Raw genomic sequence first — 15,184 nt, 5'->3', positions numbered from 1 at the left:
CTGGTTAATTACTCTGTAAAGATGATTAACCCTCATTTTGCAAGATATGAAGAAATGCTCTCATCCAAGGGGCATTTCCCAGCCATGTGGCTCCGGTAACTAATTTACCATCTACCACAACACCATCCATTCCTGTGTCGATAAAATGTCCTCCTGCTTTTCGAACATCCGGTTCACAAAAACCGACGGTCGTACATTTTTTATCTTCAAGTATTCCAGCTTCTGCAAGAATTTGTATGCCATGACAAATGCAGGCAATGGGTTTGTTTGTGTCATGAAAATGCTTGATTATCGCTAAAATGTCTTTGTTCAAACGTTGATATTCGGCAGCTCTTCCACCTGGAATGATTAAAGCGTTATAATCCTTTAAAGTGATTTTGGAGAAATCAGCTGTAATGGGGAATAGGTGCCCTAATTTTTCGGTGTAAGATTGAAGATGCGGTTTATCCAAATCATGTACAGCGGTCTGAATAAAATCTCCTTTATTTTTGCCGGGGGAAACAGTATCGATGAGGTAATTGTTCATGAGCATTGCTTGATAGGGAAAGTAAACTTCCAAATCTTCGTTAAAGTCTCCTACAATCATAAGAATTTTTTTTGGAGTCGGCATGATGCATTCCATGTTTACAAATTGAATTCATTAAGTATGGTAGCGATTAATTAACTTTGTCCAGAAACAATCTTGTAAACAATCGTAAGTAAGTGGATGATTGGTTTTATTCTCACAGAGAAATAACAAAAAACAAGGCAGAAATATCGGGCTTTTGAACATTCATTTTTCTCTGTAGAAATAAATTAAACCTCATAGCAAATTACATGGCGAGAATTTACTAATTTTCATTAAATTATTTATTGTGCCCTTGTCTGGTCGCGGCGGAAAGAACAGGGCCGGGTTGGTCATCAGGGATGATTTCTTTGCGATTTTTTGCGGAGGAAACCCCAGTACTCCAGTTTCTGGTTTTAAATAATCTTTGTTTATCATTGAGGCGTGCAAACAGGAAAGTGGAACTGTATCCTGCAAATACTTTCAGAATTCTCAATGTTTTTTTCGGTTCAATTGCTCAGATTGAGTGTGTTGAGTTTTAAAAAGTCTGCTCAAGCGATTGTTGACTTCAGACAGGTGAACAACATCCTGTGGATGAAGATAATTGATAAGAATGTCAAGCCAGACGTCATCCAGGCATTTCTTTATTTCATAAATGATACGTGAAAAATTGTTTCATTATAAACTATCATCTCCGGAGTTAAAAAGAATTTAACAATGGGCATAACAAGCGAGCCAGTTGAGGATAAGTAATTTAATTAAACAATAAGAGATAAAAAACCCGTATTAGATTATGTTAATACGGGTTTTTACGAATTGTTGCGTGATCTTCATTAGATTAGCAACATAGTTTAGAAACTTTGTTAGACATTACCAACATATTTTAAGCCTATGTAGGGGCCAGATGCAGAGAAGTCGGTTTCCAGAGAAGCCCCTAAGCCAACATTCACGGCTGCAGTATTATGTAAGGCATTGAAGTAATTGAACCACATGTAACCAACATCCAGAGTCAAATCACCTTGAGCCATTGCATAGGTATAATCTGCTCCCAGCTTCATTTCAACTTCTGGCACTATTGCATTTTTGGAGCCATAAGAAAAACCACAAACAGTACAGTTATCCAGGAATTTACTTGTACCAACCAGGATTGCTACGGCTGATTTTGCATAAATACCAAACCCATTACCGAATACATAATTCATATCAAGGCCGGTACGGGGACCAAATCCATTGAATTTGGAATTGAAGTTATCTAAAAAGAAGCCGTTTAAATGACGATTAACGTCTGTTTTGATGTAGGCATACTGAACGCCACCATGGAATCGCATTTTTTTGTTTGCGCTAAAATCAACAAATTGCCCCAGTTCAGCATTCACAGCATCCCAGGTAATATCGTACACGTGCAATTGATCAACAAATGCCCAGTGATCAGTGTCATTATCCAAGTGATACCAATTGACATTAATGTCATTGCCTGTGTTGAAGTGATAAGAACCTTCTAATTTAAAGCCCCAATCCCACTCTAAATCAACATCATGCCAATTTCTCCAGCCACCAACATCAGTAAAACCATTATAGCCCCAATCAGCATCATAAGTTGGCTGCAGATAAAGTGCGGTAATACCAACATCCCATGCTGTTCTTTCGCAAGGAACAGTCACATTGCCTGGAGTACATACTGGTCCCATGGTACCAGCAAACAAAGCACTGCTTCCTAGAGCAAGTACAGCCGCAGTTGTTTTTTTCAAACTAAACATATCCTGTTCTCCACTGATTCATTATTGTTATTCCTTTAAACATCTAGGATTAACTAATTCTAACAGAATCAATTTGATTCTTCATCATTTAATAGTGGTAATTTTATTAAATTAAGGTTATCTAACTCGTTGATTTAAGCATTAAATGTAATATATGAGCAGTATGTGCTACTGTTGATTGATGTCTCAATACTTAGTCTGCTTTTTCCCTTTGATTTTTAAATAAGGGGTACGAAGCGCATAACTATTAATTTGCATCAGAATTTATCGAAAGACTACCTTATCGGAGCATGCGATTGCTGACAAAGTCTGGGGGAGTGAAGCGATTTAGTGTCTTAATAAATACAGATAACTTGAGTCGGATCTGCTGATTTACCGCCGCTTTGCCGGCGGTAAATCAGCAGTCGGATAAAATGTTAACAGACTCTAGTGTTTTGTCTTTTTCTTAATGTCCCCCAGTAGCCAGTCCTTATTCACCTCAAGTTCATCTGCAATCTTTTGTATCGAGTTGGCATCAATAGCAATGACTCCATTTAATAAGGCTTCCATTTTGAATTTAGGCAAATTAAATAGTTTGGAACACACTTGCACACGCTCGGTCATTAGACCTGGAACACCAAGTTCATCCAGCTCGTTATTCAAGCGTTCAGTTAAGATTTTGTTAGTCATGGTATTCTCCTTCTCGTTTTATATCAGTGTAAAACACTAAAGCTTAAGGATTGATTAACAAATTAATTTTTGTCATTGTATTATTCAAACAGGGATAGGATTGATTAGTTTTGAATAAAAAAATCATAGTGCCATTGAAAATTACCCTGGTTTTACTAGGGGCTCCTACTTTTATATTCATGATAGCCCTTGGTTTGCAAAGAATTTTTTTGAAGGCCAAGATGTAAGCAATGTGCTTAGGTGCCTTGATAGGCGGCCTAAAGCTTTTTGTGAGTTGACACAGTCATTGGGCAATTATTGGTGCTCTTGTTATGCTTATTTCTGGCTCTAAAAACAAAGGATGAAATGGTCTTTCGTCTCGATAGAAGAGTTTTCGACATATTAGACCTCTTGCATAATCTGACTCTTTTTATGCAAGAGGTCAGTTCTATCAAAATTAATTCCATTCATCGTGCAATGTTTTGACCTTATTGGTTTTGGTGAATTCTATTCGTTTTAATATGATCACAAAAGATCAAATATTTACTAGTTGGTTTTATTTTTATATAATCAACAGCCTTTATTTTTCCAAAATGTGAGCTAACTAATGAAAAGACTGATTATCTGTAATGGCAATAAATTAACAGTATGTGTACAAGCGATTTCTTCTGGTGATATAGTTGAAAAATATACACCCATTTTCAGTCTTACAAAAGAATCCGACAATGAGCTCACATTAGAATTGTCTGGAGTTGCTAGAGGATATTATATCATTCCTTCGGAGTTAACCTCTTCTCAGGCAAGAGCAGCGCATCTTATAACACTTCTTACCCGGGCAGAAGAATCTGAAACTACAGATATGCATAAAATACTCAACTCTTTTGTTTCGGGAAAAGTCACTTCAGGCAGCATGTTTAATTTTGAAAACGATGGTTCATTTAAGAGAGAACCTGAGGAAGCTTATAACTTAATAAACAAAATTTGATAAGTTTTCTAATAAGCCAGGGATGGTTATATATTTTCTGATTATTGAGACTGATTTTCTCAATTTGTAACTAATTTAAGTTTGTATTGTCTTTTCCTTGCTTATCAAGGCTTTTTTCTTTCCAGGCGCGAATTAAAGTGCGGTATGAAATTTCTTCCTTTCTGTTTGACAAACAGCAAAATACTAAATAATTTTAATTTCTTACCATTTTAAGGAATATAAAATTATGAAAGCATTGTATACAACAATTGCCAAGACCCATGGTGGACGAAACGGCCATGTAGAAACTACAGATGGTTTATTAAAACTTGATTTGGCAGTGCCCAGAGAGATGGGCGGAGAGGGAGGTGCCACTAATCCAGAGCAATTATTTGCCTCAGGCTATGCTGCATGTTTCGAGAGTGCCATTCGTCATGTTGCCAATGTGCAAAAAATTTCTTTAGAGGATGTTTCCATGACTTCCGAGGTTTCTTTATATGCTACTCCAGAAAAGGGTTTTAAACTTGGAGTTGCATTACACGCCCATATAACAGGCTTAAATCAGAATGATGCTGAAGCATTAGTCGCCAAAGCGCATGAGGTTTGTCCTTATTCCAATGCAATACGTGGTAATGTTGATGTGAAATTGAGTGTTAGTGTCAAGTGATAGATAACTTCCATCAATCAATAAGGATATCTTAATGTATACACTTTATTCATTCGGAACGCCAAATGGATTTAAACCCACTATTATGCTGGAAGAGTTGGCGCAGCCTTACACCGTAAAACTGATTGATATTACTCAGGGTGAACAATTTAATCCTGACTTTTTAAAAATTTCACCAAATAATAAGATTCCTGTTTTACATGATCAAACCAATGATTTTTATCTCATGGAAAGTGTTGCTATTTTGCAATATTTAGCTGAAAAACATAGACAGTTTTTGCCCGAAACGACAAAGGAGAAATATGCCATTATCCAATGGTGTTATTTCCAGGCAGCGCACATAGGCCCTATGTTTGGGCAGTTTGGTCATTTTCATCGTTATGCTAAAGAGCGAGTACCCTATGCCATGAAGCGATATGCTGATGAATCCATGCGTCTTCAAGGGGTTATGGAAAAACAACTGGCCAAAACGTCGTTCATTGGTGGATCAAATTATACTATTGCCGATATGGCTATATGGCCCTGGATTTGGTGTTTTCAATTCATATATGGACAGACCATTGATGCAAGGCAGTTCCCCAGTTTAATGTCCTGGTATCAACGAATTAGTGAAAGGCCTGCCGTTAAAGCAACTCTAGCGGCATATGGTCGATTATGATCACGAATCTCCGTTAGATGGTAAGCGAGCAAAATTGAACGCTCCCGATTGCAATAATGGTGTCAAGTGGGATGTTTTATTTAGTTATTTTTTTAATAGATTGTGTCATGGGAAAAATTGAGGTTGTGCAGCTGCCAATCAAGTAATCTCTATTGTCTTTATATCCTATCTAAAATTTACTTTTATCATCTAAGTTGGTAATTTTGATGATTCTTAACAATTCCTTAACAATCTCTTAACAATTCCTTAACATTTGTCTGCCATAATGCCCTCGATTTAAACACGAAAACAAAATACAGGGGTTATCACACTGTTTTGAATAGAACTAAGAAATGGAGTCTGTATTTTCAGGGGAAAGTAAATTTCTTCTGCATCATGCATCGGTTCACATGAATATTTCAACATACGAGTTCGTTAATAATACAATTACTGAGGAGTCACGAGTCATGGCGTTATCAGAAATCATTATCAATGATATAGTTCAATCTCAAACTAATGCAGTCATTAGCGAATCAAATTACCATATTCTTCGCCAATACCTACGGGAAAGAAAACCTGTATCAAGAGTACTCAATCCAATCAATTCCCTGCTTTCTGAGCATTGCGCTCAAGATAAACAAGCAATAATAAATCATTTAACTCAACTGGCTTGTGAGTCTCAAAGAAATCATGACATACAAGAAGCAAGAAGTGATGAGCAAGAGGGAATCAATGAAAATTCTTTGATGATTAATTACAGGAGCGAGCTGCTTGCCTTGGAAAATACATTGAAGGAACTGGATACAAAATGCTATCAACAACAACGCCAATACAATCAGGTGAGCAGGCAATTTAATGAACTTAAAGTCAATATGACCCACATTAATCAAAGCATTGATAGAATCCGTTATGAACGTCAATTGCTTGATCAGCAACTAAACCACCCTTACTCGGATGGCAATGTTTATACTAATCCTCCAACTACCCCGCGTATTTATCCGGATCTTTCACCGCCTCAAGATCAGCTTACTCGGGACAGATTGCTGCAAGAAGAAAACCGATTGATTGAGGAGCGCCAAAGACTAATGCATCTCATCAATTCAAAAGAAAGTGAAAAAAATAAAGAAGAGCAAAATTTAAATAGGCTTCATAAGGAGAAAAAAGAGGCTGAAGGACGTTATAGTGAAATAAAACATCAAATCGATGTTGTTTTGCCAAATAGTGAACAACAACGGCAAATAAGAAATCAAGAGCGCCTTGCTCGAGAAGATGCCAGAGCAAGCTATGACCCACATTTATTGCAACTTTCTCATAAGAATCTTGAAGCACTGAAATCTCAGATTGAAATTCAGATTCGGGAGCTGGATGAGCGACGAAATCAGTTAATGGGCGAAGCGACAGAAATAAGTTATAAGACCTATTTAACTCAATTGGAACAGCTTCTTCAAGAATCGGATAAGGTGCCTCAAATTACGTTCAATGAAAATAATGCATTAAAGATGATTTTAGCCATGATGAAAAATATGGAGGAAATGGCGGAAAAAGAGAAAGACATTTCTAGCTCAATCGATAAAGAGCGACATAATCTCCATTTATTGCAAAAAAGCCTTGTAGGATACACCAGGCAACTGGAACGGTATCTGACGTCAGATCCCCATTTGGTTAAGCAAAACAAGGCTCTTACCGAAGAAAATACACAGTTACAGCAATATAGTGAATCAGCAGACAATTGGAGAACGAAAGCATTCTATGCGTCTCTTTTCAGTGTTGGGGGTAGTTTAGTAAGTACCGGAATATTGAATACATTCATCATTAGTCCTGTATTTTTTGCAATTCCCGGTGCTCTTGCCGCTCTTGGTGTGGTTTCCCTTGTTATTGCAGTAGTCTCTTATTGCCAGAAATACTTTAGTGATATGCAAATGGAACAAAACAATCAAAAGATTGAGAAAAATGAATTAATACTAATGAAGCAATGGAAAAAGGCTAATGAATTAAGTTTATCTACAATTCCAAGCCTGAACGCTAAAATAGAACAATCAGAGAAAGAGCTGTATGCGCTTGAGCAAAAATTACAGGATCAGCAGCACGCAATGAGCCTGCTGTTGAATAAAGCGCAAAATGTTACCAGCAATTATGGAGGAAGCAGTAATTTCTTTGGTAACACGACTGGTAATGTGTTCTATTTACCCTCAGCCCCTCTACATGAGGACTCTCCGTTTTACCCTGAGGTTGAAGGTGAAACAGTAAATTACGGTTACCAATAAACTAAAAAGGACTGGTCTTCAATTTGGTTTCAATTTGAAGGCCAGTATCTCTGATTATTCAAATTCTGAATTGCTCTTTACAATCTGCTTTGTAAAAATATTTTGATCATACAGGATTTAAAATGAAGTATTTTTTAGTTAATGCTGTCTGGTTTATGAGGGCTGGGTCTGATTTAAAGGCAGTATTTTTATTGTAGCTTCATTAGTGTGCTAAAATTGTACACATGGGTAACCTGATATCATTGCTTGAATGCTAAATTACATTCCCTTATTGAAAAGGATTTCCATATGAAAACAGTCCTAATATTAATTATTTTTTTATGTTCTTTTCAAATACAGGCGGCATGCAAATGCAACTGTGACCCGACAGACAATAAGATGTGTGCCAGTCAGAATGATATGGAGCATCCTTGCCCTTCAGTTTGTGCGTCGGCAGCACCTGGTATGGCACCTATGTTTACAGCATGTCCTGTATCAAAGGTTACTGATCCAGTCACAGGAGTTACCAGGTGGGTCAATATGTGTAACTAGTAATAAATACCTGATTGATCATATGTTGGTTATCACTTTCAGGTTTTGAATGTTAGGTAAAACACCTTGTTCCCATCCATTTTTAATCAAGAGTCCTGAGTGATTTTTTAAAGACAGTGCAACTTTTCCTGAAAAATGAGCTTTTTGACCAGACTCATCAGAGAACGCATCAAAAATTGCAAAGGTATTGTCATTAATCTGCAAAGCAAACCAGTAGGCTGTTTGCGGCTCAGTTTTATCAACAATCTCAGCGGCATTACTTAATAAAGCGGCAAGTTGCTCTGATTTGCCATCGTTGGCAGTGAATTCAATGTAATTGGCAACAGTGACTGGAACTGATTTTTCAGGTAATTTAGAGGCGAGCACTTTACTGTTTACAATATTTTTTAATACGCCATTTTCCCAGCTTCCAAGAACTAATTTTTCAGAATTGTTTTTAAGAGCAGTAGCAACTTGACCAGCAAAATGGGCTTCTCTTCCTTTCGAGTCATAAAATGCATCAAAAATAATCAAGGAATTCTCATTTCCCTTAAGTGCAAACCATACTTTTGTATTAGGCTCAGTTTGTTTCACAAGCCTACCGCCAGATTCCAAAAATTTTTCAAATTCAGAGGAGTTTGATAATTTGCTTTTCATTTTTATCATGGTTGCTTCATTTGTCTGATGATATTGATTCATAGGTGTTTCTCCTTTTGCATAGTTATTTATCGATGTTAAAAACAACATTACTGTTGAAAAAGCCATAATTTTTGCTTTGACTTTATTCATATAACGTTTCCCCAATAAATCTATCTACTGATAGATAGTTTAAGATATTAAAAAAAATCACTTTATTGTTTGATCAATAAAGTGTCGAACTCCTTCCAGGAACGTTTCATCTCCATATAATCTTGCTAATAATAATCCCCCTTCAATCAAGGAAATAATTTGTTTGGCAATAGATAATGAGGATTCGTTATCATAAGCACTTGCTTCAAGAACTCCTTTAAGCCATTCAATGATAAGCTCAAAAAATTTTTTTGCCTGATTTTGAATTGAAACGGGTAATGATTGAAAATCAGAAGCGAACATACCTCCGAGGCACATTTTGTTTTCAGCGTTGTAGGTGATTGTTAAAATGGCATCAAAGAATTTTTGAATTTTTTCCTTGGCTGATAACGACGAATTATTGCTTATGTCAGATAACACAGCAGCAATTTTATCTGCATGCCAGGATATAACTGCCACACCAAGATCTTCTTTTGAAGGAAAATGATAATGGATGCTGGCAGTTTTAATATGGATGGCTGTTGCAATATCTTTGAAACTAAAGGCGTTATATCCGTCTTTTTGGATCAATGCTTCCGCAACTGCTAATATCCGTTCTTTCGTATTACTTATATTCATAGGCATGAATTTTACCTACTCATAGATAGATTGTCAAACTTTTTATAGTTTTTTATATCAAATTAAAATAACACTCGTTTATATAAATAGAAGTGGATGGTGGACTGCTCATTAATTCATTACGATCTTTATTGGGTTGATTTATCGGATCAATATCTTGGTACATCGCCATGTCAATTGGCCTTAAAGACTTTATGCCTTTATTGATCTCGAAAAAAACGGGAGGTAATATATGTGCATCAGTTCACAATAGAGGTCATTATGTTTTTTAAAAGATCAAACCCTCACGTAACACCACAAGATTTACAAAAAGTGATTCAAAATTTAAATGCGCAACGCGAATTAACAGAGCGTCAATTGAAAGAGGGTTCTATATCACAAAAGACAGGGCAAGAAGAGATGCAGCGTTTATCAAGCCTGATTGGAGCATATCAGAATAATCTGATGGCAGCATTAGACGATCAACAACACACTAATTGCCCTAAGTAGCTAATCTTTTTGAGGTATAAGAGGGCAGTCATTTTGATTAATGGCATAATCCACTCATAATCTGAATGGTCATTTACGTGTTGACAGGATTTTGAGCACGCTGTGCACATTCTATGTGCCAAGAAAACAGGGATGTTATTGCCCTATCAATGTATTCGAAGTCTTCCCCAGACCTTTATTTTAAGTGATGTTCATGAGTCTATTTAAGAGATTGGAAATAAAATAGATTATTGAAATTTATGAATAATTAACCCAGAAAGTACTTGCTTTATTCAATCTGTACAGGTATTTCTATTCAATCAAACCCCATTCTATTGAGTAAGAGAGTATTAAATGATAAAGGACATTCTCAATACCATAGCCAGTCTTATTGAGGAAAACATAGTGGTATTTGCAAGTGAACGTGGAAAACAATTTTTACAGAAAATTAAAGCCGATCTTGCATCCTTTAAACCGATTAATTTTTATGCATTGGATGCAGAAAAACAAATAAAAGGCGCGCTTAAACTAATAGAAAGCTATTGCATTGAAATGAACAGAATATTAGATGAATTAAATCATCAATCTTCAGTTTCTTTAGCCAATGAAAAATTAATTAATAAAATAAAAAACATTTTAACTAACTTAAAAAACAAACAAAATAAAATCAACCTGTTACGAGAAAAAATTCCAGAGGGTATGCTTGATGTCAAGCGAGCATTGTATATTGCAGAAAATTCTTTTCTTAGCGAATCAGAACCAGAAGAAAAAGAACTTAGATTAAAATTTAAGAGCATTAAAAAATTTATGAGTAATTTAAATAAAGAATATCTTAATTTAATTAAAAAAGGAGGATTACTTAACACTGTTTTACTGGATACCACCACTCTGTATTGGAACCAATTACACGAATACTCAACATTATTAAATCAGTGTCGCATTACTTTGCAAAAATCTCATCGACTTACCGAAGAAGGACAATTGGCGCTTCGCTGTTTTAATAACGCGATTCAGAAAATGCCATCCAAGAAACATATTATTAATGCGTTAAAAATATTGAATAAGTCAAATAACAAGACAGAAGTAATTGAAAAAATAGGCTTTGTTTCACCTCATGGTAGGGAAGCCTGTATGCAACTAACTTGTTGGGGGAAAAAATTTTTTTACATACCTCGTAGCGAGGAAATGTATCATTTTGATTATGATCCTAAAGAGGATTTGAATGATACTGGCGGTAATTGTTTTGGTGAGTCAATGATGTTTATTCATTTTTTATCTAAGGGGGCAATTAGATGGTTGTGTCCCGAAGCAGGGCTAATTAATTTTCAGTTAGATCAAACAAGAAATTTAAAATTAAAAAAAACAGCTTTAGGTGAGGGGGAAACGGTGGTATCCGATAATAGCATTCATGATTCTTTACACTGGAAGGATATGAAGCCTGTGCTTTTAGATAATCCTTACTTTAAACCAGGCAGCCTGTGCGGTGTCATTTTCTCGATGAATGATTACACAAAAGCACAAAGAGAGTTTACCGCAGGGCACATGATAGTAGTTGCGAAGCTGGATACTAACTTGAATCCGTACAAGTACATTGTATATGAAAAAGATTTTGGTGCATTTGGATTAACTGATGATGAATCTTTGGAATACCTAATTAGTGAACAAATATTACCACTCTATAGTGGGATGAATTATTCAAAAATCAAATTGGTTAAATATGGTGAGGCTTCAGCTGAGACCTATGATCTTTTAAATGAAATTAAGCCTCAGACAAGTATTCCACAAAAAGAGTCGACAGCCAGTGATTCTATAAATACCTATTTTGATAATGCATTTTTTAAATTATATAAGGAATCTAATAAAGAGAATGCAATTAATCAAGTCAATGAAACAGATGTGTTTGGGGTTTGCAGAAACTAAATCAAAATGTTGCTGCTTGCTTTTAAGGAACTCAAAAAAACTGTGAAACAATGAGAGAGCTATGCTTAATTCCAAGTCAATATCTATTTTCTAATTTACGTTGATTCTTTTGTGTAAAGATAAAATCGAGTATTTTTATTGAAATTAAATTCAATAATTAAACAAATAGCTTGCAAATTGGTCATTTTTTGATATTATAATTACCGATAATATCTTCTCTGAGTAAGTCAGAGGACTGACATCACTTGATTCTACAGGTGTTTAGTTTAATCACTATCATTAAACGGGTATATCGTGATTTTCTGGTTTTTTGTAAACCAAGGAAATAGACGATCCCGTAATTCCTTGGTTTTGAAAACTTTATTACTAGAAATTTCAGTTAAATGTAACTGATTTGCTAAAATTTCATTCAGATCCAGGGGCAAAAATGATTAAAAAATTGTTAATTAAAGTCGAAAAATTAATTAATAATCTTCCAAAAGAGTTGAAATTATCTGAAACGATTTTATCCTCCATTAACGAAGATATAAACAGCCTGGCAAGTCGTTTTGATGGGTCAAAAGGTTATATTAATTATTATTCTCCTAAAGTCGTACAACAAATCAATGAAAAACAAAAGTTACTTGAGAAATACCAAAATTATTTATCTGCATTACTCGCCGTTTTAATTTGTTCCAAGCAAAGCAGAGACATTAGAGACAATAAAAAACTTGAACCTGTTTCTGAGATTACCGATTTGAAAAATTTATTAAAACACAAGGATGTCGAAAAAATTATCAACGACATTACTCAGTTTGATGAAGACCAAAGAGAACTTAAGAGAATTGAACGTTTGATACAAAAAGATGAGGAGAAAGAGGATAATAAAAAAATGCATCTTGGTAAAAGATCCAAATTAGAGCTTAGGAGGGCAGAGCTTTCTAAAAGAGTTCAATTGTTTAATAATAAGTTAAAAAACATTCCACAAGCTGAGGAAATCAAAGCCGTTTTAGATTATTGTCAAAAATACATCGAGAAACATATCAACCTTAGCAAGCAATTACCAAAAGGAATGCTTGATGTTAAACGAGCATTGTCTTTATTTGACGAGATAAATTCCACCAAGACCCAAATTAGGAAGTTAAGCAAAGACAAACTGGATTCTTCAGGGCAAATAAAACTTGAAGGTTTAAAAAAGGAACTCACAAAAGCTGAATTGGCTTTGCAATTTAGTTATTCAGAGGGAGAAGATAAAACGATCAAAGACATGCTCAATGATTTGAAAAGGCTTATGAAAATGAGCATCAGAGATTATCAAAAGTTAGCTACATCTGGCGGAGAAATAAATGTTTTTTTGCATAAGACAACTGGTTTTTATTGGGAAAGCCTTTTTCTGTACAGAAATGTTTTGTGCGAAATTAATGAATATCTTAAAAAAAATAAAAAGAAACTGTCTGAGCAAGGAATGCTGGTAGCTGAATGCATTTCTAAAGCCTTCAGCCAGATGCCTGAATTGGATACCATTGAAAAAGCTTTAGAAAAAGTCAAAAGAATAGATGATGATCTTAAAAGACAAGAAGAATATAACGAAAAAATCAATGGAACTTGGATTAGGTTTTATAAAAAAGGTCCAGTAAAATTTGTTCAACAAGTCCTTGAACAAAACTTAAATGAGAAAATTTTTTACATACCGTATAATCCGCATAATTATGTGCTGGATCATCCTGCCCAATCTGATTTCGCCGATACCTTAGGAAATTGCTATGGCGAAACTCAGATGTTTCTCAAACAAATAAACAGTAAATCTCCTACAATTAATAATATTTGTCCTGAGAGGGTATTAATCAATTATCAACTCGATCAATCCAGGACAATTGCTAAAAATACAAAAAAAGAAAAAATAGGGATATTTGAGGCAGATGAGAAGACAAAAGCACAAGTAACATGGGATGGAATTAAAGATATCTTAACATCAAAAGTTACCTCTACCGCTTTTGGTGATGTGTGCATGATCACTTTGACGGGAGCTCAAGTTTCTGGTCGTGAAAAATTAGTGGGTCATGGTATTGGCCTTATCAAAATGAAGAATCCTGCTCCTTATAAATATGTGGTATATGATTATGCTTTTGGTGGTGCAATGGGATTCAGTAGTGATGCTCAATTGGAGCTATTCTTTAAACAAATCCTTGAAGGGGAGGGATCCTATGTTCCTTTTAAGAAATGTCTGGTTGAAAAAGTAGGAGAGGTGAGTAAAGAATGTCAACAACTTATTAATGGTAATCCTGGTATTGCTTCTCTGACACAAAAAAGTCTTGATAAAACATGTAATAGAGATTTTTGGGATAAAGCCCGCATTGGACTTTTGATAAAATATCACCCAATTGGTACAGATGAAAACAGGATGCTTGATTTAATAGAAAAGTTACCTCTATCTAAGGATAGATTAGAGCTATATGAACAGCTTGTTAAGAACCCTAAAATTGGTATCGGTAATCTTGTTAAGTGCATCATTTGCTCAGGTAAGATAAGTTACCTGGCAAATCTTTTAACATCCGATTTATTAACCGTTGATATTACAAATAAAATAAAATTTAAGTTAAATGAACAAGCTAAAAAAGAAATAGTGGCTTTAATTAATAATAATCAGATTGAACCAAACATAACTTGTAAACTATTCTCTAACAATCAAACGATTGTTTTGGCAGCCTATAAAAAAGACAAAAACTCACTCCAATATGCGGACATAGATCCGGTTGTAACGCTTTTGCAAGGGAAGAATACCATAGTACCCTCTGATGCTTGTTGGGCTTTTCCTAAGGCAGAAAAAATAGTCATCGCAGCCTATAAATCCGATCCATTATCGTTGCAATTTGCCGATCTTGGTTTGGTTCAACAATTATTACGAAAAGGTTCTATTAATCTCGAGCATGCTTCTAAAGCTTTTACAGAGAACTCACAATTCCATGAAGCCCATGAGGCATATCAGCTCCTCAAATCTCTGAAGCCTATCTTAAAACATGAAAATGAAACTGAGAAAGCCAAGAGAGCCGAGTTATTAAAATGGATTGATCAAAAGCTGGAAATTACTAATTTGAGACAAGAACTTTATCCCTTAATTTCAAATATGTGTATTCTATTACTTGATGATATTCGAATCCTTTCCCCTAAAGATACAATAATCAAAAACAGCAGATTGTCCAAGTTAATCAGTTCGCAGCAGTGTGATATCAATATATTAAAAACGCTTGAAAATAAAAAAATGGAATTAAGTAAACAATGTTCTCTGGCAAAATCAAATTTTACTTTTTTTGAAGCTGTAGATAATAAAGTTGATGGAGGAAATGCTAATACTCGTAACCACATCACTCCAGAGAATAAATAAAAGTGTTTTGTTGGAATTGGTCGTATAGATGCGGCCA

Annotated in this window: 13 protein-coding genes and 1 pseudogene; 8 read left to right on the top strand and 6 right to left on the bottom strand. The window is 35.1% G+C overall.

Going from position 1 to position 15,184, the window contains the following annotated elements; translation table 11 throughout:
* Positions 1-25 precede the first annotated feature (25 nt).
* The 4 genes and pseudogenes from EL201_RS10165 to EL201_RS10145 all read right to left on the bottom strand — a co-directional run bounded on the left by EL201_RS10165 (position 26) and on the right by EL201_RS10145 (position 2,970).
* Complete coding sequence (locus EL201_RS10165; RefSeq protein ID WP_027222155.1) at positions 26-610, bottom strand: DJ-1/PfpI family protein; 585 nt, start codon at positions 608-610, stop codon at positions 26-28.
* A 192-nt stretch (positions 611-802) separates the two neighbouring features.
* Positions 803-949: pseudogene (locus EL201_RS10160) on the bottom strand (DNA helicase UvrB); the annotation flags it as partial.
* A gap of 458 nt (positions 950-1,407) precedes the next feature.
* Complete coding sequence (locus EL201_RS10150) at positions 1,408-2,301, bottom strand: Lpg1974 family pore-forming outer membrane protein (RefSeq protein ID WP_027222153.1); 894 nt, start codon at positions 2,299-2,301, stop codon at positions 1,408-1,410.
* A 426-nt stretch (positions 2,302-2,727) separates the two neighbouring features.
* The gene (locus tag EL201_RS10145) at positions 2,728-2,970 is read right to left on the bottom strand and encodes a hypothetical protein (protein ID WP_027222152.1); all 243 of its coding nucleotides are present in this window, start codon (positions 2,968-2,970) and stop codon (positions 2,728-2,730) included.
* A 586-nt stretch (positions 2,971-3,556) separates the two neighbouring features.
* Between EL201_RS10145 and pieF the strand changes: the two genes are divergently transcribed.
* The 5 genes from pieF (at position 3,557) to EL201_RS10120 (ending at position 8,012) form a co-directional block, all read left to right on the top strand.
* Positions 3,557-3,934, top strand: coding sequence for a Dot/Icm T4SS effector PieF (gene pieF / locus EL201_RS10140; RefSeq protein ID WP_027222151.1), 378 nt, complete (start codon positions 3,557-3,559; stop codon positions 3,932-3,934).
* Between the two features lie 226 nt (positions 3,935-4,160).
* Positions 4,161-4,580, top strand: coding sequence for an organic hydroperoxide resistance protein (locus tag EL201_RS10135; RefSeq protein ID WP_027222150.1), 420 nt, complete (start codon positions 4,161-4,163; stop codon positions 4,578-4,580).
* A gap of 34 nt (positions 4,581-4,614) precedes the next feature.
* Positions 4,615-5,238, top strand: coding sequence for a glutathione S-transferase family protein (locus EL201_RS10130; RefSeq protein ID WP_027222149.1), 624 nt, complete (start codon positions 4,615-4,617; stop codon positions 5,236-5,238).
* A 332-nt stretch (positions 5,239-5,570) separates the two neighbouring features.
* Positions 5,571-7,481, top strand: coding sequence for a Dot/Icm T4SS effector PieE (gene pieE, locus EL201_RS10125; RefSeq protein WP_080273025.1), 1,911 nt, complete (start codon positions 5,571-5,573; stop codon positions 7,479-7,481).
* A 288-nt stretch (positions 7,482-7,769) separates the two neighbouring features.
* Complete coding sequence (locus EL201_RS10120) at positions 7,770-8,012, top strand: hypothetical protein (RefSeq protein WP_027222147.1); 243 nt, start codon at positions 7,770-7,772, stop codon at positions 8,010-8,012.
* An 18-nt stretch (positions 8,013-8,030) separates the two neighbouring features.
* On the opposite strand, the gene EL201_RS10115 is transcribed toward EL201_RS10120, so the two are convergent.
* Both EL201_RS10115 and psrA read right to left on the bottom strand, forming a co-directional pair.
* Positions 8,031-8,780: a hypothetical protein gene (locus tag EL201_RS10115; RefSeq protein ID WP_027222146.1), complete on the bottom strand. Its 750-nt coding sequence runs from the start codon at positions 8,778-8,780 to the stop codon at positions 8,031-8,033.
* Positions 8,781-8,837: 57 nt separating this feature from the next.
* A complete protein-coding gene (gene psrA / locus EL201_RS10110) occupies positions 8,838-9,398 on the bottom strand; it encodes an autorepressor PsrA (RefSeq protein ID WP_027222145.1) in 561 nt (186 codons plus the stop codon).
* Positions 9,399-9,659: 261 nt separating this feature from the next.
* Between psrA and EL201_RS10105 the strand changes: the two genes are divergently transcribed.
* The 3 genes from EL201_RS10105 (at position 9,660) to EL201_RS10095 (ending at position 15,147) form a co-directional block, all read left to right on the top strand.
* Positions 9,660-9,887: a hypothetical protein gene (locus tag EL201_RS10105; RefSeq protein WP_027222144.1), complete on the top strand. Its 228-nt coding sequence runs from the start codon at positions 9,660-9,662 to the stop codon at positions 9,885-9,887.
* 333 nt (positions 9,888-10,220) lie between these two features.
* Positions 10,221-11,786, top strand: a complete 1,566-nt coding sequence (locus EL201_RS10100; RefSeq protein WP_027222143.1) for a hypothetical protein — start codon at positions 10,221-10,223, stop codon at positions 11,784-11,786.
* 394 nt (positions 11,787-12,180) lie between these two features.
* On the top strand, positions 12,181-15,147 hold the full coding sequence (locus EL201_RS10095; protein WP_080273023.1) for a coiled-coil domain-containing protein: 2,967 nt from the start codon (positions 12,181-12,183) through the stop codon (positions 15,145-15,147).
* The last annotated feature ends 37 nt before the right edge of the window (positions 15,148-15,184 follow it).

This window comes from Legionella pneumophila subsp. pascullei (genome assembly GCF_900637585.1).
Lineage (GTDB): Bacteria > Pseudomonadota > Gammaproteobacteria > Legionellales > Legionellaceae > Legionella > Legionella pascullei.
This window is presented reverse-complemented; position numbering and strand designations above follow the sequence as displayed.